The following is a 19,705-nucleotide window of genomic DNA, read 5'->3' on the forward strand; positions in this document are numbered from 1 at the left end:
GACTCACGGGGTGGCAGGCCGGATCAAGGACGAGGACATCGCGCTGGTGCGCGAGCGCGCCCGGATCGACGACATCGTCGGCTCGTACGTGACCTTGAAGAACGCCGGCGGTGGTTCGCTGAAGGGGTTGTGCCCGTTCCACGACGAGAAGTCGCCGTCGTTCAACGTCACCCCGGCGCGCGGGTTCTTCTACTGCTTCGGCTGCCAAGAGGGCGGCGACGTCATCGACTTCATCCAGAAGATCGACCAGATCACCTTTCACGAGGCGGTCGAGACGCTGGCCGCGAAGGTCGGTATCCAGCTCCGGTACGACGACTCCGGCGCGCCGATGCAGCGCGGCCCGGGGAACCAGCGGCCGCGGCTGGTCGAGGCGCACAAGGTCGCCGCGGAGTACTTCGTGGAGCAGCTGTTCGGCGCCTCCGACGCGGCGGCCGGGCGGCAGTTCCTGGACCAGCGCGGGTTCGACCGGGACGCGGCCGTGTACTTCGGGGTCGGGTTCTCACCGCGCGGTGGTGAGGCGCTGACGGCGCATCTGCGTGGCCGCGGCTTCACCAACGCCGAGCTGGTCGCGTCCGGGCTGTCCGCCGACGGTCAGCGCGGGCTGTACGACCGGTTCCGCGGCCGGCTGATGTGGCCGATCCGGGACGCGTCGTCGGACGTGATCGGGTTCGGCGCCCGGCGCCTCTTCGATGACGACCGGATCGAAGCGAAGTACCTGAACACGCCCGAGACCCCGATCTACAAGAAGTCCAAGGTCCTGTACGGCGTCGACCTCGCACGCCGCGAGATCGCGAAGGGCCGCCAGGCCGTGGTCGTCGAGGGCTACACCGACGTGATGGCGTGTCACCTGGCTGGCGTGCAGACGGCGGTCGCCACCTGCGGGACGTCGTTCGGCGACGACCACGCCCGGGTGCTGCGGCAGCTGCTGCTGGATCACGACCAGTTCCGGGGCGAGGTGATCTTCACCTTCGACGGTGACGAGGCAGGTCAGCGCGCGGCGCTGAAGGCGTTCGCGGGCGACCAGGCCTTCGCCTCGCAGACGTACGTCGCGGTGGAGCCGGACGGGCTGGACCCGTGCGACGTCCGGTTGCAGAAGGGCGACGCCGCGGTCCGGGAGCTGATCGGCCGGCGGGTGCCGCTGTACCGGTTCGTGCTGACCAACGTGCTGTCGAAGTACGACCTGGACCGCGCGGACACGCGGATCGACGCGCTGCGCGAGGCCGCGAAGCTGGTCGTCAGCATCCGCGACCGGTCGAAGGTGGACTCGTTCACTCGTGAGCTGGCCGGGCAGCTCGGCATGGAGGTCGACCAGGTCCGGTCCGAGGTCTATCGCGCTGCGTCGCGAGGGCCGGAGCCGGTCGGGGACCGCCGTGCTCCGGTGGGGCAGCCTGAGGTCGCCGCGCCGCCGCCTCGCGTCGACATCCCGTCGCCGCGGGATCAGCGGTTCGTGATCGAGTGGGATGTGCTGAAGATCGCGATGCAGCATCCCGCGCTGGTCGGGGTCGCGTTCGACGAGTTGGACGATCACGACTTCACCCATCCGTGGCTGGCCGCGGTGCGGTCCGCGATGGCGAAGGCCGGTGGGCCGTCGGCCGCGCCTGCGGCTGAGGCGTGGGTGGTCGCCGTACGCGATGCCATCGGCAACGATCCGGCCGCCGCCGTCGTGAGCGCGCTCGCGGTCGACCCGCTGCGACTGGGTCGTGAACCGGATGAGGCTTATGCGCTGGCGTTGCTGGCTCGCCTGCAGGAGCTGACGTGTGCTCGGCGGATCCAGGATCTGAAGTCGAAGCTGCAGCGGACGAACCCGATCGATCGAGCCGACGACTACAACAAGATGTTCGGCGAGCTGATCGCGCTCGAGGCCTACCGTTCCGATCTCCGCAAGAAGGCCATCTCCGGAGCGCTCTGATTCAGCGTGACCATTCCCGCCTGATGACGGAGGCTGGGAGCATGCCTGATGACGGACTCCTGCGACGCGTCGACGCCGTACAGGTCCCGGTGCCGAGCCTGGACGATGGCCTCGCCTTCTACGTCGAGGCCCTCGGCCACCGGCTCCTCTGGCGGAACGACGACCTGGGGCAAGCCGGCCTCAAACTCCCGGACGGGGACAGCGAACTGGTGCTGACCACGACCAGTCCGTACGAGCCCAACTGGCTGGTGGACGACGTACCCACGGCGATCGCCACCATCACCGATCACGGCGGCACTGTCGTGACCGGGCCCTTGGACATCCCGGTCGGCCGGGTCGCCGTAGTTCGCGACCCCTTCGGCAACCAACTCGTCCTCGTCGACCTGTCCAAGGGCCTCTACGCCACCACGGCCGACGGCACCATCACCGGCGTCCGGCCCATCTGAGGCTCTAATTCTTCAGCGTGGTGAGGAATCGCAGTACGTCGTCGAATGACTGCTCATCGGCAGCCGGTTGGTAGGCGACGCCTGGCGTATCACCCGGAGTCGCGTGCCGGTGCGTGAAGCCGTGCTGGGCGTTGCCATAGAGATTGAGCTGCCATTCCGCCTGGGCTCCGTCCATCTCCTCGGCGAACGCGGTGACATCGCTCAGGGGGATGTGCGGGTCGGCCGAGCCGTGACACACCAGGACCTTGGCGGCGATCGATCCGGCCGCCGCCGGGGTTGGCGTCGCAAGGGATCCGTGAATGCTGACCGTGCCGGCGAGAGCCACGCCTGCGCGGGCCAGGGAAAGTGCGGCCATCCCGCCGAAGCAGTAGCCGATCGCGGCGACCACCTCGGAGACCGCGGGGTGCTCGGTGAGAACGGTCAGCCCGGCTTGCGCCCGACTCGCAAGGGAATGGTGGTCGTCGCGAAAGGTGGCCAGTAGGCCCATCAGCTTGGAGCGATCGCCCCGGACGTCTTCGCCGTACATGTCGGCGGCGAGGACCGCGTACCCCTCGCTCGCGAACCGCTGCGCCTGCTCCCGCGCATGCTCGTCAAGCCCAGCCCCACCGTGGATCAACAGCAACCCGGGCTGCGGGGACGACGCCACGCCGTACAGCTCCCCGACCAGCTCGACACCGTCCTGCGGATACCGAATGATTTGAACCATGCGGTCACAATACAAAGCTTTTCGAGAATAGCACAAAATCCCGAATTAAGCCAGCATATCGGCATATCGAATTGATTCCGATAAGTCGGCCGGATAACCCGAAAGAATCGTTTCCCTGGGCCCGGAAAGGGATCAGTCCAGCGACTTGATCCAGGGGTGGTCGCTACCTTTTGTCTCCGTCAACGCCTCCGCGAGCCACCTGCGCGCGCCCGCATCGAGCAGCGGCGCGGTGGCCTCGAAGTCCGCCTGATCCTTCGGACGGGTCTGCAAGCCCTTGAACAGCAGGACGAGCTCGGGCTTGAGGTACGGGATGCCGTCCGACGTGTGGGCGACCGACTCGTCGTACGGCCGGTGAACCGCTCGGTCGAGGGCGCAGATCCAGTTCGCGCCGTCGTCCGGGCAGCGCATCACGTCAACGCGCCACTTCCCGTTCGCCGGATCCCGCACCATGGTCTGCTGGTACTCGAAGTACGCCCCACCGGCCCCGTCGACCGGCCAGAACCCTTCCCGCCCGGCCACGTAGAACTCGTACGCCGACAGCCGATCCCGCAGTACGTCGAAATCCCACAGCGGCGTAGCAATCTCCAAATCCTCATGAGCCCGTGTCTGGTGCCCCCGGAACAGATCCAGCGCCCACCCGCCCACAACACACCACCGCGCGTCCACCCCCGCAAGCAGCGTAGAAATCTCCTCAGGCCGCCACGCATCCCAAGCCTCGGGCCCCCACGCCAACTCCACCGGCTCAACCAACCCCCGCGAGCCTAACCGCCCCTCGGTCCCGCTGCGCGTGCTCATGGTCAAAGCCGTTGGCTGGCTGCGGCGCGGTGTCACCCGAGTGGGGTGAGGCGATCGGGGTATGGGGGCGGGAGGCTGGCAGCGATCATTCGGAGTTCGAGGGAGACGCGCGGGATGTCGACACTGACCGTCTGGAAGTTCTCGACCTGGGACGGGGCCAACCAAGCGATCGGCACGTTGGAGGGGTTGGCCAAGCAGGGGCTGATCAGGGTGCACGACGCGGCGTCGGTGTCGTGGCAGCCGGAGGCGAAGAGGCCCAAGACCCGGCAGTTGCGCAGTCTGACCGGTGCTGGTGCGATCGGCGGCATGTTCTGGGGCATGCTCTTCGGGATGATCTTCCTGATGCCGTTCGCCGGCGCCGCTATCGGAGCCGCATCAGGCGCCATCGCAGGATCGCTCACCGACGTAGGCATCGACGACGACTTCATCAAGTCCGCCCGCGACCAGATCACCCCCGGCACCTCGGCCCTGTTCCTGATGTCGAGCGACGCCGTCCTGGACAAGGTCCAGGAAACCTTCGAAGCCACCGGCCTCCAGAAAGCAGCCCGCCTGGTCCAGTCGAACCTCTCCGCCGAGCAGGAAACAGCCCTCCGCGACATGTTCGGCGGCTGACCCACGCACAGCTGACCCACGCACAGCTGACTCGGCAGCGAGGCTGCCGAGTCAGCTGTTCGGGTCAGCGGATTGTGGGGCGGTCGGGGGTGATCCGAGTGCTGACGGAGGTCCAGTTGACGATGTCGCCACGCACCAGCGGTTGCGGGTCGCCGTCGAAGTTCCGGGGCGCGGTGACGGTGGCGACTTCGCGAAGGCCCAGGAACCGGCCGGTCGTGGGCTCGATGATCAAGTCCTGGCGCACGCCCAAGAACTGCACGCGGCCGATCGCACGTCCGGTCGTCCCGTCGAGGTTCACAGCGTCGGCCTGGAGCTGGATGCCAGGAATCTTGCGGGCTGCCTGATAGAGGGCTGCTCGGAGGTCGGCCGGTGCGATCCCGGAGGCCATGACGGTGGCGACGCGGTCGAACGCCTCGTTGTCCGCCGCCTGAGCCGTTCGGACCGGGAGACCACAGTCCGGCTGCTCAGCCGGGCAGTGCGCCAGTCGCCGGGTGTCGTCCGCGCGCAGCGCCGCCAGCAGTTTGTCAGGGTCCCGCGGCAGGCGGGCGAGGAAATCCGCGGAAGGCATCCTCCAACTGGGGATGCAGACGTTCTTCGAGTCCTTCCTCTGGAGCATGATGCTGCCGCTCGTGCCCACCCCGCACGCGTAGGGCGACTTGATCGTCTCCGACTTCATGTTCAACGGGTCGAGCTTGCTCCAGAGCTGTTTGGCCGCTGCGGGGGAGAAGTCCTCCTTCGCATTGCGCACCGACATCGCTGTGTACGGCGGCTTCTGGTCGGCTGAGATCCACCAGTCGCTCACGTCGAGGCGCGTGCCGACGTACGAGTTGTGAGGTCCGAATCTCCACGTCCCCTGGTGTCGCTGGGTGACCTGGCGGTACTGCCCCGGCGGGATCGGCGCGTCCGGGTTGGCATTGGTGAGTTCGGCGGCGTTGGCCAGGAAGGTGCCCGCGTCAGCGACCGCGCCGGGCTTCGTGGCGCCGTCCTTGATGACGACGTCGTTCACCAGGAAGCCGACGGCCAGTGTCGCGGCCACGGCGCCGGCCACCAGCATCCGGCGCCGGCCGACGGAGCGGCGTACGGGAGAGGGGGTCAGCAGACGCTGACGGGCGCGGGCGAGTGCGATGGGATCCGGCGGGGGTACGTCGTCGCGTACCCGCTTGAGCAGGTCGATCTCATTCATCAGGGTTCTCCTGGAAGTCGGGGCCCAGCGCGGCGCGCAGGGCGCGGCGGGCTCGGTGCAGGCGGGACCGGACCGTCCCGATCGGGATGTCGAGGGCGTCGGCGATCTCCGGGTAGCTGAGGTCTTCCCACGCGAAGAGCAGCAGAATGTCGCGATCGGCTTGCCGCAGACCGGCCAGTACTCCGGCCAGGGCGCGCGAGGCCGACTGCGCGTCGACCCGGGCGGCAACCTCGGCGGCGAGCATGTCCGCGCCGTCGAACGATCCACCGGGATCCGAACGCGAGTAGGCGCGGTACTGGCGGACCTCGTCTCGTCGCCGTCGGTGGATCAGGTTGGTGGCGATGCCGTAGAGCCAGGGCAGCGCGCCCGCCGAGGACTCGTGGTAGCGGTGCCGGCGTTCGAAGGCGATCAGGAACGTCTGCCCGACCAGGTCGTCAGCCTCGGTGGTGCCGAGCCGACGGGCGACGTACCGGTGGATCGCGACGGCATACCGATCGAACAGCAGAGCGAAGTCCTGGCTGGAGGACACGAGCTGGGCGTCCGTACGCCGGCCGGCCGGATCGGTCCTCAGGGCAGCCTCTGGCGGTGGCCCCGGTTCGGGTGGCAGGCGTTCGCGGGAGAAGGCGGCCGTTTGTATTCGGTTCACGCCTGCTTCTGCCCGATCCCCAGATATCGGTTCCCGCCCACCCAGAGAGCATGCCCTAGTCGGTGGTGCGGAGCGCGCCTGGGGCCGAGCCGGTGGCGGCCTTGACGTGGCGGCTGAGGTGGCTGACCGAGTCGTAGCCGGTCAGGTCAGCGATCGCCTGGAGCGGCAACGTGGAGTTGCGGAGGTGACCCAGTGCGTGCCGGAGCCGTACGTGCTGCAGCGCCGTACTCGGGCTCGTGCCGCGCAGCCGAGCGAAGGATGCCCGGAGCCCGGAGGGCGAGATGCCGAGTTCGGCGGCGACCGAGGCGATCCGGATCCCCGACGCGAAGCGCTCCTCGAAGATCCGCTCTGCCTGCGCGACCAGTTGCTCCGCCGCCGTCACCGGCGCAGCTGCCGCGCGGCGCAGCAGCAGGTCGAGTTCGCCGAGCAGCAACGAGCAGAGCTGGTCGCTGTCGTCGCTGGGCTGCGTGCTCTCGCGTACGAGCGAGTCGAAGACCCGGCCGAGGTTGCGGTCGCCGTCGTCGAAGCAGACGCGTGGCCAGGGCCAGCGCGGAGCCGCGTCGACCTGCAGGAAGCGGTTGGCGTAGCCGGTGCGGCTGAGCTCGGCGTGCCACGTCCGCGGTGGGGTGAGCAGCACGGTCCCCGGCGTGGCGGCGTACGTCTCGTCGCCGATCGGGCAGGTGATCCGCCCGCGCACGTAGTACACCAGCTCCCACGAGGTGTGCGCGTGCGACGGGTAGTCCTTGCCCGGCCCGGCGGTGTGTACGCCGGCGCCGAGCAATCGAAGCGATCTGTGCATAACCGCTGTCGCCTTCTGCATTGTTTTCCTGGTACGTCGCGTCGATGCTGGCATCGATTCGTGCATCTGTGAAGGAGTGCTTGGATGGATATGGCGACCGCACTGCGCGACCTCGGCGTGACCGACGACGTACTCACGCAAGGCGAGAAGGACCAGCTCGACCGCGACGGATTCCTCTCGCTGGAGGGGATCCTCACGGCGGAGGAGGTGTCCGGGCTCAACAAGCGGATGGCGGAGCTGACCGCCGCCGAGGGCGACCGGGCGGGCCTGGAAGTCCACCAGGAGAAAGGCACCGACCGACTCGCCGACCTCGTCAACAAGGACCCGAGGTTCGAGGTGTGCTTCAGCCACCCACGCGTCCTGGCCGCGATGCGGCATGTGCTCGGCGAGTTCAGGTTGTCGTCCCTCAACAGCCGCGCGGCGTTGCCAGGTCAGGGGCACCAGGGTCTGCATGCCGACTTCGGCCACCCGGTCGAGCCCGGCGCGTACGAGGTGTGCAACTCGATCTGGCTGCTCGACGACTTCACTGCGGAGAACGGCGCGACACGCGTCGTACCGGGGTCGCATCGGCGCGGAACCATGCCTGGAGACGAGATGGCCAATCCAGGTGACGAGCACCCGGAGCAGATCCAGCTGACCGGCAAGGCCGGGACGGTCGTGGTGTTCAACAGCCACCTGTGGCACGGCGGCACGCTGAACCGCACGGACAAGCCGCGCAGGGCGATGCACTCCTACTTCGCGCTGCGCCACCTGCCGCAGCAGCTCGACCAGCAGGCGTACCTCCGGGTCGAGACGTACAAGCGGCTGAGTCCCGCGCAACGCTTCATCCTCGACGTCAGCGGCACCGGTTGAGTCGTCAGTCGCCGGCGGCCAGTTGGTGAGCGATCCGTGCTGCTTCGAGACGACTCGGGACGTCGAGTTTCCGCAGGATGTGCGAGACATGGACGCTGGTGGTCTTGATGCTGATCGTGAGTTCGGCGGCGATCTCCCGATTCGTGTAGCCGCGAGCGAGCAGCCGGAGTACTTCGCGTTCGCGCGCCGTGAGACCGAGGGCGTCGTCCTGGTCGCGGAGCGCGGGTTGATCCGTGAGGTCGAGGTGGGCCCGCTGCGCGAGCAGCTCGAGCTCCTTCGTCAACGGTCGCGCGCCGAGCCTGCTCGCAACCAGGTGCGCGTCGCGGGCGGGGACCGCCGCGTCCGCTCGCGAAGCGCCGGCGGCGACGAGCGCCTCGGCGTGCCGCCAGCGGCAGTAGGCGGCAGGGTATGGACGCTCCAGCTGATCCCAGGCTGCGCTCGCCGCCCCCCACAGCGCGGGTTGGGAACAGCCCTCGACGCGGGAATGCTCGGCTTCGGCGATCGCGAGCCAGCCGGCCGCGTCCAGTGTCACCGCAGCCGCATCGGCGGCCGAGTGGCGGGCGAGTTCGAGCAGGTGCTTCGCGCGACGGCGCGCGTCGTCGACACCCGCTGTGTCGCGGCGGACCGCCGCAAGCTGCGCACGGTCTGTCTCGGCTTGGATGGCCAGAGCGCACAACCTCGGCTCGCGGATCTTCACTTCGCCCGGCGATTCCAGGCGCAGCTCGGCATCGACCACACTCGCCGCATCCTCGGGCCGCCGCTCCCACAGGGCGAGCTCCGCCACGAGGCCGGAGTACGCCGCCGTCAGCTGCGGCTCGAGCGCCGCCGGCCCCGCCGCTTCCAGGTGCTGCCGTGCGACGGCAAACTCGCCACGCCGTAGCTCCAGCTCTGCGCGGATCAGGTGCACGCCCTCGGGCCGAAAACTGCTGGTCAGGTGGAGCGCCGCGTCGAGTACCTCCTCGGCGCGAGTCCAGTCGCCCAACCCGAGGAGCGCCTCTGCCGCGTTGGATGCGATGACGATGCCACTGCTTCGCTCGTACCCGTACCGGCGAGACTTGGCGACACCCTCGAGCGCGTCCTGGGCCGCCGCGCGCAGCCGGCCGCCGATCAGGTGCACGTCCGAGAGCAACACGTACGTTCGCAGCTCCTCGACCACCGCGCCACGCTCCACCGCGCGCCGACGGGCGTCCAGAAGACACTCGACGCCCTCGGCGCCGCGCCCAAGGAGTTGCAGGTCCAGGCCGAGGACGGCGAGCGCCCTCAGAGCGGGTAAGTCGTCGCCGATCGCAGCGGCTACTGCAAGAGCCTGCTCACAGGCGGCGCGTGACTCGACGGGCCGCAAGGAAAGGCTCAGCGCATTGCCGAGTGCGGAGAGGACACGGGCTCGCTCCGGCGAGGGCGGCTGCTCCGGAACAAGCTCGACCGCCCGTTCGAACGCTGCCCTGGCGCCGTCCCGATCGCCGATCGGGAGGAGGTACGTGCCGAGTCGTTCGTACAGCAGGCCGAGCTCCGCATCGTCATCAGCCAGCGAGATCGCTTGGTGCAGCAGCTCCGGAGCCCGTTTGCCGGCGCCGGCGAAGTACGCGACCTCGGCCGCTCGGGCCAGTACTGCGCCGAGATCGTGCCCGGCCGCGGACTCGGGATCGTCGACCTGCTCCCAAAGCTCGAGCGCGCGGTCGAAGTGCCGGAGTGCCTCCGCCGGCCCGGAAACAGCCTCCGCGTCCAGCGCCGCCTCGATCGACGCCTGCAGCGCCTCCACAGGCCTCCCGGCTGCCGACCAGTGGTGCGCCAACTCGGCCGCCGTCGAACCACCGGCGAGACCGGGTTCCGCGCGCAGCGCGCGGGCGAGACGCTCATGCAGTTCCTCGCGCTCGCCCGGCAGGAGGGTCGCGTACACGGCCTCGGCCAGGAGCGAGTGCCGGAATCGGTAGGACCCTGCCGTTTGGTCAGGCCGGAGTACGTCGTACTCGACCGTCTCGCGTAACGCCTCGACGAGTCGTTCCTCGGGCATGCCTGCGACCGCGGCGAGGAGCCGGTACGGGACGTCACGCCCAGCGGCGGCGGCGATGCGGAGGAGCGCGCGGCTCTCGCCATCGAGGCCGTCGAGTCGCTGCAGCAGTACGTCGCGCAGTACCCGGGGAAGCGTCTGCTCGCCACGGACGGCAGCCGCTAGGAGCTCTTCGGCGAAGAACGGATTCCCCTGCGAGCGCTCGTAGATCTCGTTCGCCAGCTCCGCCGGTACAGGTGCCTCTGCGGTCCCGGCGAGCAGTTGCGCAACCTCGTCACGCTCCAGCGGCTCCAACACCAGAGCAGTTGCAGCCCGCGCGCGCAAGAGCTCCCCGACGAGGCGTCGCAGCGAGCTGTCCGCGACGAGCTCGTCACTGCGGTACGTCGCGACCAGCAGCAGCCTCCGCTCACGCGCGGCGTGCGCGAGAAACGACACGAGATCCAGCGTCGATCGGTCGGCCCAGTGCAGGTCCTCGACGACCAGGACGACCGGCGCTTGGGCGCCGAGGTGTTCGAGCAGGGTGAGCGTCTCCTCGAACAGTCGGAGCCGCGAGTCAGGACCGCCCGAAGCTGCGGTCGTCCGCGGCTCCGTCAGCTCCGGGACAAGCCGCGACAACTCCGGAAGCGAGCAACCCATGAGGGCCGCTGATCCCCGCAGCGGCCACAAGGCCTCGACGAGAGGGAGGTAGGACATGCCGCTGCCGACGAGGTCGATACAGCGCCCCCGCAGTACGGTTGCACCCGCTCGCTGCGCCCGACCGCCCAGCTCGGACACGAGTCGGGTCTTGCCGATGCCGGCTTCGCCCTCGACCAGGACCGTGGACCCACGAGCGCGTGCCGCGGCAGCGAGCGTCGCATCGAGGCGTTGCAGCGCGTCGGCCCGCCCCACGAACCTCGGCCACGCCGGTCCTGGCTCCATGTCTAGTTCGAGTATGCGCCCGGGATAGGACGTCGGTCGCCGGGAGGTAGGACGGACCTCCCGATTGTGCGGGGCCCCGCCTGAGGGCCAGCATCGAAGGACGAGCCAGCCGATGGGGGAGGGGCGATGACGACACAGCAGCAGGTTCGGGACGCGATGCAGTTCGTCAACGAGCAGGACGCCGCGACAGTCGAGCGCTTCATCGAACGGCTCGAGCTCCGCGGCAAGGATCCGACGTTCGTGGCCTACCGCGAGGCCTACCTCGACGCGATGGGCCTGCCGCCGACCGCCAGGGTGCTGGAAGTCGGCTGCGGTACCGGCGTCGTGTCCCGCGCGATCGCCTCGCGCGATGGATTCGCCGGCACGCTGACGGGAGTCGATCAGAGCGAGGACTTCATCGCGGTCGCCCAGACGCTCGCGGCGAACGAAGGCGTTACCGACCGCGTCCAGTTCGCGGTCGGCGATGCGCACAAGCTCGACCTCCCGACCGCCGGCTTCGATGCTGCCATCGCCCACACCCTCGTCAGCCACGTCCGCGACCCACTCGCGGTACTGAAGGAGATGGCGCGTGTCGTCCGCCCAGACGGCATCGTTGCGGTCTTCGACGGCGACTACGCGTCGCTCACCTTCGACTGCGCTGATCCGGCCCTCGGCAAGGCTGTCGAAGCCGCGCTCGAGGCGATGATCATGAGCTCGTCACGAGTCATGCGCGAGCTCCCGCGGCTGCTGCCGAAAGCGGGACTCCGGCTGCTTGTCACGCAGGCAAACGTCTACGCGGAGACCGGCTCGAGCACGTTCATGCTCAACCTGGCCGAGACCTACGCGCCGTTGATCGCCTCGCAGGGCCTCCTGCCCGTAGCCCAGGTCGACGAGTGGCTCGCACACCAACGCCGTTCGGCCGCCGACGGCACCTTCTTCGCTGCCTGCAACTACTACGCCTACCTGGCCCGACCCTGACTGCTCGCCGGATAAGATCCGGCGGGTGGAGGATCCCGAGCTCGCGATCTGGTTGGGGCGGTTGCAGGACGAGTCGTTCGACCGGGCGGGGTCGGCTACGCGTACGGCGTACCCGCCGGAGCGACGGATGACCGGCGCCCAGCTGGCCGGATATCTGGAGCGCCGGAGCTACGCGCTCGCGTCCTCCACCCGGCCAGACTGTCGTGCACACGCCGCGCCGACCCTGTACTCGCTTTACGCGGAGGCGTTCTGGCTTCCCACGGTCGGCGGCGCGGTCCGGCTCCGCAACGTGCAGGCTCATCCGTGGCTGGCCCTGTCCGTCCTCGAAGGTGACCACGACGCGCACGCCGCGGTGCTCACGGAGGGGCCGGCTGAGGTGCTGACCGCCGTACCCGACGACGTGTGGGAGTTGACGCGGCGCCGCAACGACGGCGGGAGCGTGGACTGGGCGACGGCCTGGCTGCGGATGACCCCGCAGCGTTTGTTCAGCTTCGCCGAAGTAGCCTGGCGGGAATCCGGCAGCTCCTGACCACCTTCGCGCATCCGTCGAGAACACCCGCAGACGTAGCTCAGGTGTCCTTCAGGCCGAAGCGGTCGCGGAAGAGTTCGGCGGCGGGGGAGTGTGGCTGGTCGCGGTGGCGGTCGTCGACGAAGACGTCCAGTTTGTCGTCCAGGAAGGCGATCCGCCCGGTAAGCCCGGTGGCTCCGTCGAGCGGCTCGAGGTAGGTCCAGGCCAGGTCGGTGTAGCCGGCCACGGTGAAGTAGGAGGCCTGTCCCTTGTAGGCGCAGGCCGTACGTCGTTCGGTCGGAGTCAACTCGGCGAGGACATCCTCCCGCGGGAGGTAGAAGCGCGTCGGAAGGCTGGTTTCGAAGACCAGCACCGGACGGTTGCTTTCGGCAACGACTGCGCCGTCGAGCTCGAGGCGGACCGTCCGCGAGCTCTGCCGCACGTCAACGCGGTGATACGGGTCGCGCGGATGTGCCATCAGCCGTTCGTCCTCACCGAGCCACGCCTCGAACGCGGCGAAGTCGAGTACGACGTACTCGGCCAGGTCCGGGTCCTGCGGCCGGAACCCGGCACCGGCGAACCTGGTGTCACCGATGACCAGGTCGACCGCCTCCCCGTCGCAGGAGTGGGCAGCGAACGGGATCCCGGGATCGAGGATCCGCTCCGGCGCGGGAATCGACGGCAGGGTCCCGGCCGCCAGTTCGCCGCGGAGATCAGCCACCGGGACGGCGTACGACGGCACGATCCGGCGCGGCTCCCAGACCAGGACCGCCCGCGTCGTGTCCGCCACCTGGAGTACCCCGTCGCTGACCCTGATCCGCATCTCGGTCGGCTCATGCCGCAGCAGCGGCATGCTCCCGAACATCAGGTCCTGCATCTTCGTGCTCACACAGCCAATGTAGGTTCGACCGGACCGCCTGCGAAGCGGACAGGCAGTCCGGGTCTAGGCGACAGGGAGGACGCGGCGCCAGCCGTCGACGACCAGGGTGGGGTTCATGCCGACCGACAGGTAGAGACCGAGGGCTGGGGTCGGGTTGTTCGTGTCGACGAGCAGGATCGTGCCGGCCCGGCCTGCGGCGGTGTCGCGGGCGAAGGCATCGCGCAGCAGGAACTTCGCCAAGCCACGGCCCCGGAACTCCTCGACCACGCCGAGCATGCCGATGTGGCCGCAGTTGTCGGCCTCGACATGCCCGTCGGTGCACTCCCGGATCGCCACCGGCCGGCCTTCGACCTCCAGCAGCGTCAACTGGGACCACTCGAAGATGGGCAGGCCCTCGTGGTGCGCCAGCCACTCGTCGTGCGGGTCTTCGACCCAGCCGAACTGTCCGCGGAAGCACTCGTTGACGGCCTCGTGAGCAGCCAACCGGGTGGCGGCATCGAACGCGCCTCGGCGGACCACGACGCCCTCGGGGATCTCCGGCGTGGCCCCCGGTCCGGTGTGGTCGATCTGCATCCGGTGGTACGTCGTACCGGCGGCGAAGTCGTGGTCGGACAACAACCCGCGCAGCAGGTCGTCGGCGCGGTACACGAACGCGTCGATGGTGACCTCGGCATGGCCACGTTCGCGTGCCATCGCCCGGGCGCGCCGCATCGTCTGTTCGACCAGCCAGCCGGCGACCTCGGGGTCCTTGGCCGCCACCTCGATGCCGACCACTCCACGATCGCCCCTGCCGTTCGCGGTCGCATATCCGGCCGGCAGACCGCCCTCCGCGAGCACGAGCCAGCCGTCAGTCGTGCGCTCGAAGCCAGGCTCGCTGATGCAGTAGGCGGTTTCCTCCAAGGTGCAGTCGGCGAACCCGACCACCGCCGTGTTGTAGGCCGACAGCATGTCGAACATCGCCTCGGCATCACCGGGCTCAGGAGGACGAACGGTGTATCGGTCAGGCAGTACGACGGTGGCCTTCATGAGTGGTGTCTGGCCGGTTGCGGACCCGGATTCGGGAGCACGTTGGTGAGGACGAAGGCCACCACGACAGCGACCACGACCTGTGGTGTCACCAACACACCGTCGGTACCGAGCAACAGGGTGGCCAGCAGGGCCGAGGTCAACGGCAGTCGCAGCATCGCGGCACACATCGCTCCGATGCCCATGGCGATCGCCGGCGCCAGACTCATGCCGGGCAGACCCGCCGCGGCGATCCCTATCACCGCACCGATGAACATGGCGGGGAAGACCGGGCCGCCCCGGAACGCGCTCAGCGCGAGCCCGTACGCGAGCAACTTGCAGACGGCGAGCAGGATCAGCACCCCGACCGAGTAGGTTGCGGCGTTCTTGACCAGCGCGGGCAGGGCATCCTGGCCGGAGAACAAGACCTGAGTGAAACTGTTGTCGGAGATCAGTTGGTAGGCCATGGCGATCAGCCCGATGAGCAGGCCGAGAACCGCCGTCACCAGCACCCGGTTCACGTGGACGACCGCACGCAGCGACAGCCCGATCCAGCGGATCACCCAGCCCAGCAGCGCCCCAGCCGCGCCCATCGCCAGTGCCCAGGCCATCGTGGCCACCGTCGGATCCACCGCCGGCGGCACGGAGGGGAGGGCCAGCGAGAAGCTGCCGAGCCCCGTCCAGTTGTCCAGACCGACGAAGACCAGAGCGCCGATCCCAGAGGCCAGCAAGCCGGGCAGCGCCACCAGGCTCAGCGTCGCACCTCCGACGCCGGCGACCTCCATGATCAGGAACGCGCCGAGCAGCGGGGAGCCGAGCAGCGTACTGATCGCCGCGAAGCTACCAGCGGACGCCATGATCGTCAGCGCCATCGGGGGCGCGTCTTTCTTGACCAGATGCACGGTCAGTGCCGCGAGGCCACCACCGATGGCGAGGAGCGGAGCCTCAGGCCCGAGGACGGCGCCAAGACTGAGGGTGGTCAAGGCAGCCAGGATGATGGCGGGCAGGTCCCGGTCAGCCGGTGGACCTCCGCCGGTCTGGAACCCGAAGGCGGGTGAGTGCCCCCCGTTGCCGGGCAGATACCGAATGGTCAACCCGGTCAACAGTCCGCACAGCGCCAACCACGGCACCGGCCACCAGGCTGGTACGCCTCCGCTGAAGATCTGCTGCGGAAGATCGTCGAACACGGCCTGCTGGATCGCGCTGACCAGAGCGAGGAAACCGTACGCGACGGCCGAGATCGGGATGCCGAGGATCGCGGCGAGCAGCAGCGCGGAAAGATACGGCTTCGAACGGATGACCTTGGTCGGGTCCATCGCCGGTGGACCGCCCGGCGGCCGCTCAGCTGTGCGTGCTGCGGCCGCTGGGCGTTGCGAGTCGGTCATGACACGTGCCTCCCGAACGAGAACAACCCCGCGGCCCCCTCTGCACCTCGGCGAGAACCTGCCGTGGCGCCTGAGCTCGCCGACGACCTCCCTCACTATCCGTGGTCGAGGCCCCCGGCCACATCGTCCCGGCCGGATGATCGTTCACCGCTGCACGGCGGGAGCGGTACGACGGTCAGCGGCGCCGCCCCCACCGACGCCCGGCCCCGACACCGGCCAAATGCAGCGCGATGCAGAGCAGGCCGGCCATCAGCAGCGTCTGAGGCGTGAACGCATCACTCACGCTGGCGTTGGCCCAGTCCAGGATGAGTGCCAGCCCAAAGATCACAGCGGCGATGATCGCGAACATTGAGTGCTCCTTCGAACGATCGGGCGGAAGTAGCACTCAGGTACCCAGCTGCCAACCACGGAGTAATCACCCCACGCGGGGGATGTGACGCGCGCGGCGTTCGGCTGAGGTGGGTGGACATTCTTGCGAGGGGGCCATGGATGGCGCTGAACGAGTACGAAGCCGGCACCGGATTCACCGGCACGATCGGCAGGACAGCGGACGAGTCGTCCCCCGCGTGGCCGAAGCCCACCCGTGCCACGCCAGGTGCTCCCAACGTGCTGATGGTCGTACTTGACGACACCGGCTTCGGCCAACTGAGCTGTTACGGCAGCCCGATCGCGACGCCGAACTTCGACAGTCTGGCCGCCAGTGGGCTGCGCTACAACAACATGCACACCACGGCGCTGTGCTCGCCGAGCCGTTCGTGCATCGTCTCCGGACGCAACCACCACAGCAACGGGATGGCGTGCATCACCGAGTTCGCCACGGGCTATCCCGGGTACAACGGTGTGGTCCCGTTCGAGAACGGGTTCCTGTCGGAAATGCTGCTCGGGCAGGGGTACAGCACGTTCATGGTCGGCAAGTGGCACCTCACTCCGAGCAACCAGGAGACTGCGGCCGGGCCGTACGACCGGTGGCCGCTGTCGCGCGGCTTCGAGCGGTTCTACGGATTCCTCGGCGGCGACACCAGCCAGTGGTATCCCGACCTGGTCTACGACAACCACCAGGTCGAGCCGCCGGCGACGCCCGAGCAGGGCTACCACCTGACCGAGGACCTGGTGGACCGATCGATCCAGTTCGTCGTCGACGCGAAGCAGGTCGATCCGGGCAAACCCTTCTACCTGCATCTGTGCTTCGGCGCGACCCATGCGCCGCACCACGCCCCGAAGGAGTGGGCGGACAAGTACGCCGGCCAGTTCGACGACGGCTGGGACGCGTACCGGGAGCGGGTGTTCGCCGAGCAGAAGGCGCTGGGGATCGTCCCTGCCGATGCGGAGCTGTCCCGTCACGACCCCGACGTACCCGACTGGGAGTCCCTGCCCGCACCGGCCCGCCGCCTGTACAGCCGGATGATGGAGGTCTTCGCCGGCTTCCTCAGCCATACCGACCACCATCTGGGCCGCCTGCTGGAGTTCCTCGGCGAGCAGGGCGAGCTCGACAACACCATCGTCATGGTGATCTCCGACAACGGCGCCAGCGCCGAAGGCGGCCCGACCGGTACCACCAACGAGGCGCAGTTCTTCAACAACGCCCAGGAGTCGCTCGAGGACAGCCTCGCGGTCATCGACGAGATCGGCGGTCCCAAGCACTTCAATCACTACCCGTGGGGCTGGACGTGGGCCGGCAACACGCCGTTCCGCCGGTGGAAGCGCGAGACCTACCGGGGCGGGAGCTCCGACCCGTTCATCGTCAGCTGGCCCCAGGGCATCCGGGCCCGCGGCGAGGTACGCACGCAGTACGCGCACCTCATCGACATGGTGCCCACCGTCCTCGACGCGCTCGGCCTCGAGCCGCCGGCCACGATCCGGGGTGTCACGCAGTCGCCGCTTCAGGGGGTGAGCTTCGCGCACACGTTCGACGACGCGGACGCCCCGACCAAGCACCACACCCAGTACTTCGAGATGCTCGGTCACCGCTCGATCTACCACGACGGCTGGCGCGCGGTCTGCCCATGGCCCGGCCCCTCGTTCGCCGAGGCCGGAGTAGGTTTCGGCGAACCCATCTCGGCGGACCGGCTCACCGAGCTCGACGCGACGGGCTGGGAGCTGTACCACGTGGCCGACGACTTCGCCGAGAACCACGATGTCGCGAGCAAGCACCGCGACAAACTCATCGGACTCATCGGCCTGTGGTACGCCGAGGCCGGCAAGTACGGCGTACTGCCCGTGGACGGAAGTGGCATTGCGCGGATCCTCGCCGAGAAGCCGCAGGCCGCCGTACCGCGGGACACGTACGTCTACCGGCCGAGCACCCAGTCGATCCCGTTCAACGCCGGGCCGCGGGTGCTGAACCGGCCGCACAGCATCACCGCCGATGTGGACCTGCCCGAGGACGGCGCCGAGGGAGTTCTGCTGAGCCAGGGCACCGCGGCCGGCGGCTACTCGCTGTTCATCAAGGACCACAAGCTGCACTACGTGCACAACTACGTCGGCCGAGGGCTGTACAAGGTGTCCACTCCGGAGGCGCTCCCTGCCGGTCCGCACAAGCTGCGCTTCGAGTTCGAGCCGACCGGACAACCGGACATGGCCAACGGCCGCGGAACACCGGGAAAGATGCAGCTCTACGTGGACGAGACCCTCGTCGCCCAGGCCGAGGCGCCGGTGACCACGCCCTTCATCCTCAACCCCGGTGCCCTCACCTGCGGCGCCAACCCCGGCTCCCCGGTCACCCCGGACTACCCGTCCCCGTTCCGCTTCACCGGCACCCTCCGAACCGTCACCATCGACGTGTCCGGCGACCTCATCACCGACACCGAAAGCGAACTCCGCGCAGCAATGGCCCGCCAGTAACCACTACCTGGCGGTCACCGGCGCAGCGAGCGGACCGTATGGCGCGGGTTTCTCACGCCGGCGCCTCGTCGAATGCGACCGCTTCGATCGTCGCCGGGTCGGTCTCGGCGAGCTGTTGCAGAAAGGCGCGGGCTGTCTCGACCCGAGTCGGGTCGAAGAGGCTGAACACCCGGCCGCTCGCTGTTCCGATCCGGTCACGGACCGACGCGTAGCGCTCGGCTCCTGCGGGGGTGAGGTGGAGTTGCTCGTCGCGGTCCTCGATGAGTCCGCCTGCGGCGAGGCGCGCGAGCAGCGCGTCGGCCCTCGGGCCGTCGTACCCGCTGGTGGACAGCAGATCCTTGACGGTCCTCGTCGGGGTAGTGCCGCGCAGGCCAAGAGCGTTGAGCGTGAACCATGCGCCGGGCTCGAGGTCCTCCTCGGTGAGGATCCGGGTCAGTGGACCGCGCAGGTTGCGCTCAGCCAGCGCCATCGCGGTGCCGAACGGGAGTGTCGGTGCGTTCATGGTCGTGTTCCTCCTAAGATAGACAGGCAACTGTCCACCACCGTAATCGAAAGACAGGAGGCTGTCTATATGCCTGGGCATCCCCAACCACTCATCGGGTTGCTGCTGCGCCTGGCGAACCAGCGCTGGTCCACGGAGATGGACGCGGAGCTCGAGAAGCTCGGTGTCCGCGGCCTCACGGCGGCACACGCGCGAGTGATCCCGTTCGTACCGCCTGAGGGTGTCAGCGTCCAGGCGCTCGCTACCAAGGCCAACGTGCGCAAGCAGACCATGGCCCAGAGTGTCGAGCAGCTGATCGCGGCCGGCCTGGTCGAGCGGCGTCCGGATCCCAACGATCGGCGCGCGTGGCTCGTCGTACTCACCGAGGCAGGGCTTGCGATCCGGCCGAAGTCCCGCAAGGCGGGAGGCACTGTCGAGCGCGCCTGGGCCGATCAGGTCGGCGAGGATCGACTGGAGGCTCTCCGGGCAGCGCTGATCGAACTCGTCGGGTACGACGCGGAGATCTAGCCGGCCTCAGCCAACTGCTGCAGGGACTGCCTCATCGCGGCACGATCCGGATAGCCGTGCCGTGCACCGACTTTGTAGACGTAGTGCCGGTCGCTCTTCATCACCGCAGCGACGTACCAAACGGGGCTCCCCGCGGCCAGCATCGCCACTATCGTTCGATGTTCGGGTGTCGTGTACATGCTGACCTCCTCAGCTCGGTGTTGGGTGTGAGCCGGTCGGCGGCCCGGCTCACACAGATGCCCTTCC

At 68.7% G+C, this 19,705-nt stretch carries 20 protein-coding genes; 8 read left to right on the forward strand and 12 right to left on the reverse strand.

Features of this window, described 5'->3' with window-relative positions; translation table 11 throughout:
- Window positions 1-10: 10 nt before the first annotated feature.
- The gene (gene dnaG / locus ACGFH6_RS32615; RefSeq protein WP_393391561.1) at window positions 11-1,909 is read left to right on the forward strand and encodes a DNA primase; all 1,899 of its coding nucleotides are present in this window, start codon (window positions 11-13) and stop codon (window positions 1,907-1,909) included.
- A 41-nt stretch (window positions 1,910-1,950) separates the two neighbouring features.
- Window positions 1,951-2,355, forward strand: a complete 405-nt coding sequence (locus ACGFH6_RS32620) for a VOC family protein (RefSeq protein WP_393391562.1) — start codon at window positions 1,951-1,953, stop codon at window positions 2,353-2,355.
- Window positions 2,356-2,359: 4 nt separating this feature from the next.
- On the opposite strand, the gene ACGFH6_RS32625 is transcribed toward ACGFH6_RS32620, so the two are convergent.
- Both ACGFH6_RS32625 and ACGFH6_RS32630 read right to left on the reverse strand, forming a co-directional pair.
- A complete protein-coding gene (locus tag ACGFH6_RS32625; RefSeq protein ID WP_393391564.1) occupies window positions 2,360-3,061 on the reverse strand; it encodes a dienelactone hydrolase family protein in 702 nt (233 codons plus the stop codon).
- 132 nt (window positions 3,062-3,193) lie between these two features.
- A complete protein-coding gene (locus ACGFH6_RS32630) occupies window positions 3,194-3,856 on the reverse strand; it encodes a nucleotidyltransferase domain-containing protein (protein WP_393391566.1) in 663 nt (220 codons plus the stop codon).
- Between the two features lie 114 nt (window positions 3,857-3,970).
- On the opposite strand from ACGFH6_RS32630, the gene ACGFH6_RS32635 reads away from it, so the two are divergent.
- The gene (locus tag ACGFH6_RS32635) at window positions 3,971-4,468 is read left to right on the forward strand and encodes a DUF1269 domain-containing protein (RefSeq protein WP_393391568.1); all 498 of its coding nucleotides are present in this window, start codon (window positions 3,971-3,973) and stop codon (window positions 4,466-4,468) included.
- Between the two features lie 64 nt (window positions 4,469-4,532).
- Here ACGFH6_RS32635 and ACGFH6_RS32640 read toward each other — a convergent pair whose 3' ends face one another.
- From ACGFH6_RS32640 to ACGFH6_RS32650, 3 genes are read right to left on the reverse strand one after another with little or no spacing between them, the layout of a single operon-like run.
- Complete coding sequence (locus ACGFH6_RS32640) at window positions 4,533-5,651, reverse strand: CU044_5270 family protein (RefSeq protein WP_393391569.1); 1,119 nt, start codon at window positions 5,649-5,651, stop codon at window positions 4,533-4,535.
- Window positions 5,644-6,297: an RNA polymerase sigma factor gene (locus ACGFH6_RS32645; protein ID WP_393391570.1), complete on the reverse strand. Its 654-nt coding sequence runs from the start codon at window positions 6,295-6,297 to the stop codon at window positions 5,644-5,646. Before ACGFH6_RS32645 ends, ACGFH6_RS32640 begins: the two co-directional genes overlap by 8 nt.
- Window positions 6,298-6,352: 55 nt before the next feature.
- Window positions 6,353-7,096 (reverse strand): helix-turn-helix domain-containing protein, encoded by a 744-nt coding sequence (locus ACGFH6_RS32650; protein ID WP_393391572.1) that lies wholly within the window; start codon window positions 7,094-7,096, stop codon window positions 6,353-6,355.
- Window positions 7,097-7,180: 84 nt separating this feature from the next.
- Between ACGFH6_RS32650 and ACGFH6_RS32655 the strand changes: the two genes are divergently transcribed.
- A complete protein-coding gene (locus ACGFH6_RS32655) occupies window positions 7,181-7,948 on the forward strand; it encodes a phytanoyl-CoA dioxygenase family protein (RefSeq protein WP_393391573.1) in 768 nt (255 codons plus the stop codon).
- A gap of 4 nt (window positions 7,949-7,952) precedes the next feature.
- Here the strand turns inward: ACGFH6_RS32655 and ACGFH6_RS32660 are convergent, their stop codons facing one another.
- The gene (locus ACGFH6_RS32660; RefSeq protein ID WP_393391574.1) at window positions 7,953-10,874 is read right to left on the reverse strand and encodes an AAA family ATPase; all 2,922 of its coding nucleotides are present in this window, start codon (window positions 10,872-10,874) and stop codon (window positions 7,953-7,955) included.
- A gap of 126 nt (window positions 10,875-11,000) precedes the next feature.
- Here ACGFH6_RS32660 and ACGFH6_RS32665 point away from each other — a divergent pair, with 126 nt between their 5' ends.
- Both ACGFH6_RS32665 and ACGFH6_RS32670 read left to right on the forward strand, forming a co-directional pair.
- A complete protein-coding gene (locus tag ACGFH6_RS32665; protein ID WP_393391576.1) occupies window positions 11,001-11,831 on the forward strand; it encodes a methyltransferase domain-containing protein in 831 nt (276 codons plus the stop codon).
- Window positions 11,832-11,856: 25 nt separating this feature from the next.
- On the forward strand, window positions 11,857-12,360 hold the full coding sequence (locus tag ACGFH6_RS32670; protein WP_393391578.1) for a pyridoxamine 5'-phosphate oxidase family protein: 504 nt from the start codon (window positions 11,857-11,859) through the stop codon (window positions 12,358-12,360).
- Window positions 12,361-12,400: 40 nt separating this feature from the next.
- On the opposite strand, the gene ACGFH6_RS32675 is transcribed toward ACGFH6_RS32670, so the two are convergent.
- From ACGFH6_RS32675 to ACGFH6_RS32690, 4 genes are all read right to left on the reverse strand, one after another.
- The gene (locus ACGFH6_RS32675) at window positions 12,401-13,228 is read right to left on the reverse strand and encodes a DUF427 domain-containing protein (RefSeq protein ID WP_393391580.1); all 828 of its coding nucleotides are present in this window, start codon (window positions 13,226-13,228) and stop codon (window positions 12,401-12,403) included.
- 54 nt (window positions 13,229-13,282) lie between these two features.
- Window positions 13,283-14,245 (reverse strand): GNAT family N-acetyltransferase, encoded by a 963-nt coding sequence (locus ACGFH6_RS32680; protein WP_393391582.1) that lies wholly within the window; start codon window positions 14,243-14,245, stop codon window positions 13,283-13,285.
- Entirely contained in the window at window positions 14,242-15,609 is a 1,368-nt protein-coding gene (locus ACGFH6_RS32685; protein WP_393391584.1) for a chloride channel protein, read from the reverse strand. The genes ACGFH6_RS32680 and ACGFH6_RS32685 overlap by 4 nt, the downstream gene beginning before the upstream one ends.
- Window positions 15,610-15,784: 175 nt before the next feature.
- Window positions 15,785-15,958 carry a hypothetical protein gene (locus ACGFH6_RS32690; RefSeq protein WP_165555453.1) on the reverse strand — a complete coding sequence of 58 codons (174 nt, stop codon included), beginning with the start codon at window positions 15,956-15,958 and terminating at the stop codon, window positions 15,785-15,787.
- Between the two features lie 140 nt (window positions 15,959-16,098).
- Here ACGFH6_RS32690 and ACGFH6_RS32695 point away from each other — a divergent pair, with 140 nt between their 5' ends.
- A complete protein-coding gene (locus tag ACGFH6_RS32695; RefSeq protein ID WP_393391586.1) occupies window positions 16,099-18,450 on the forward strand; it encodes an arylsulfatase in 2,352 nt (783 codons plus the stop codon).
- A gap of 52 nt (window positions 18,451-18,502) precedes the next feature.
- Here the strand turns inward: ACGFH6_RS32695 and ACGFH6_RS32700 are convergent, their stop codons facing one another.
- Entirely contained in the window at window positions 18,503-18,952 is a 450-nt protein-coding gene (locus ACGFH6_RS32700; protein ID WP_393391588.1) for a hypothetical protein, read from the reverse strand.
- Window positions 18,953-19,021: 69 nt separating this feature from the next.
- Between ACGFH6_RS32700 and ACGFH6_RS32705 the strand changes: the two genes are divergently transcribed.
- Entirely contained in the window at window positions 19,022-19,459 is a 438-nt protein-coding gene (locus tag ACGFH6_RS32705; protein ID WP_393391590.1) for a MarR family winged helix-turn-helix transcriptional regulator, read from the forward strand.
- On the opposite strand, the gene ACGFH6_RS32710 is transcribed toward ACGFH6_RS32705, so the two are convergent.
- Complete coding sequence (locus tag ACGFH6_RS32710; protein WP_393391592.1) at window positions 19,456-19,638, reverse strand: hypothetical protein; 183 nt, start codon at window positions 19,636-19,638, stop codon at window positions 19,456-19,458. The two genes, ACGFH6_RS32705 and ACGFH6_RS32710, sit on opposite strands and share 4 nt — an antisense overlap.
- Window positions 19,639-19,705: the final 67 nt, after the last annotated feature.

This window comes from Kribbella sp. NPDC049227, from assembly GCF_043197265.1.
GTDB lineage: Bacteria > Actinomycetota > Actinomycetes > Propionibacteriales > Kribbellaceae > Kribbella.

Excerpts from the sequence above, each read along its gene's own strand:
- ACGFH6_RS32680 (WP_393391582.1), bottom strand. The coding sequence starts at position 14,245 with ATGAAGGCCACCGTCGTACTGCCTGACCGATACACCGTTCGTCCTCCT.
- ACGFH6_RS32655 (WP_393391573.1), top strand. The coding sequence starts at position 7,181 with ATGGATATGGCGACCGCACTGCGCGACCTCGGCGTGACCGACGACGTA.
- ACGFH6_RS32685 (WP_393391584.1), bottom strand. The coding sequence starts at position 15,609 with ATGACCGACTCGCAACGCCCAGCGGCCGCAGCACGCACAGCTGAGCGG.
- ACGFH6_RS32695 (WP_393391586.1), top strand. The coding sequence starts at position 16,099 with ATGGCGCTGAACGAGTACGAAGCCGGCACCGGATTCACCGGCACGATC.
- ACGFH6_RS32690 (WP_165555453.1), bottom strand. The coding sequence starts at position 15,958 with ATGTTCGCGATCATCGCCGCTGTGATCTTTGGGCTGGCACTCATCCTG.
- ACGFH6_RS32635 (WP_393391568.1), top strand. The coding sequence starts at position 3,971 with ATGTCGACACTGACCGTCTGGAAGTTCTCGACCTGGGACGGGGCCAAC.
- ACGFH6_RS32700 (WP_393391588.1), bottom strand. The coding sequence starts at position 18,952 with ATGAACGCACCGACACTCCCGTTCGGCACCGCGATGGCGCTGGCTGAG.
- ACGFH6_RS32620 (WP_393391562.1), top strand. The coding sequence starts at position 1,951 with ATGCCTGATGACGGACTCCTGCGACGCGTCGACGCCGTACAGGTCCCG.
- ACGFH6_RS32665 (WP_393391576.1), top strand. The coding sequence starts at position 11,001 with ATGACGACACAGCAGCAGGTTCGGGACGCGATGCAGTTCGTCAACGAG.
- ACGFH6_RS32710 (WP_393391592.1), bottom strand. The coding sequence starts at position 19,638 with ATGTACACGACACCCGAACATCGAACGATAGTGGCGATGCTGGCCGCG.
- ACGFH6_RS32705 (WP_393391590.1), top strand. The coding sequence starts at position 19,022 with ATGCCTGGGCATCCCCAACCACTCATCGGGTTGCTGCTGCGCCTGGCG.
- ACGFH6_RS32660 (WP_393391574.1), bottom strand. The coding sequence starts at position 10,874 with ATGGAGCCAGGACCGGCGTGGCCGAGGTTCGTGGGGCGGGCCGACGCG.
- ACGFH6_RS32650 (WP_393391572.1), bottom strand. The coding sequence starts at position 7,096 with ATGCACAGATCGCTTCGATTGCTCGGCGCCGGCGTACACACCGCCGGG.
- ACGFH6_RS32625 (WP_393391564.1), bottom strand. The coding sequence starts at position 3,061 with ATGGTTCAAATCATTCGGTATCCGCAGGACGGTGTCGAGCTGGTCGGG.
- ACGFH6_RS32640 (WP_393391569.1), bottom strand. The coding sequence starts at position 5,651 with ATGAATGAGATCGACCTGCTCAAGCGGGTACGCGACGACGTACCCCCG.
- ACGFH6_RS32630 (WP_393391566.1), bottom strand. The coding sequence starts at position 3,856 with ATGAGCACGCGCAGCGGGACCGAGGGGCGGTTAGGCTCGCGGGGGTTG.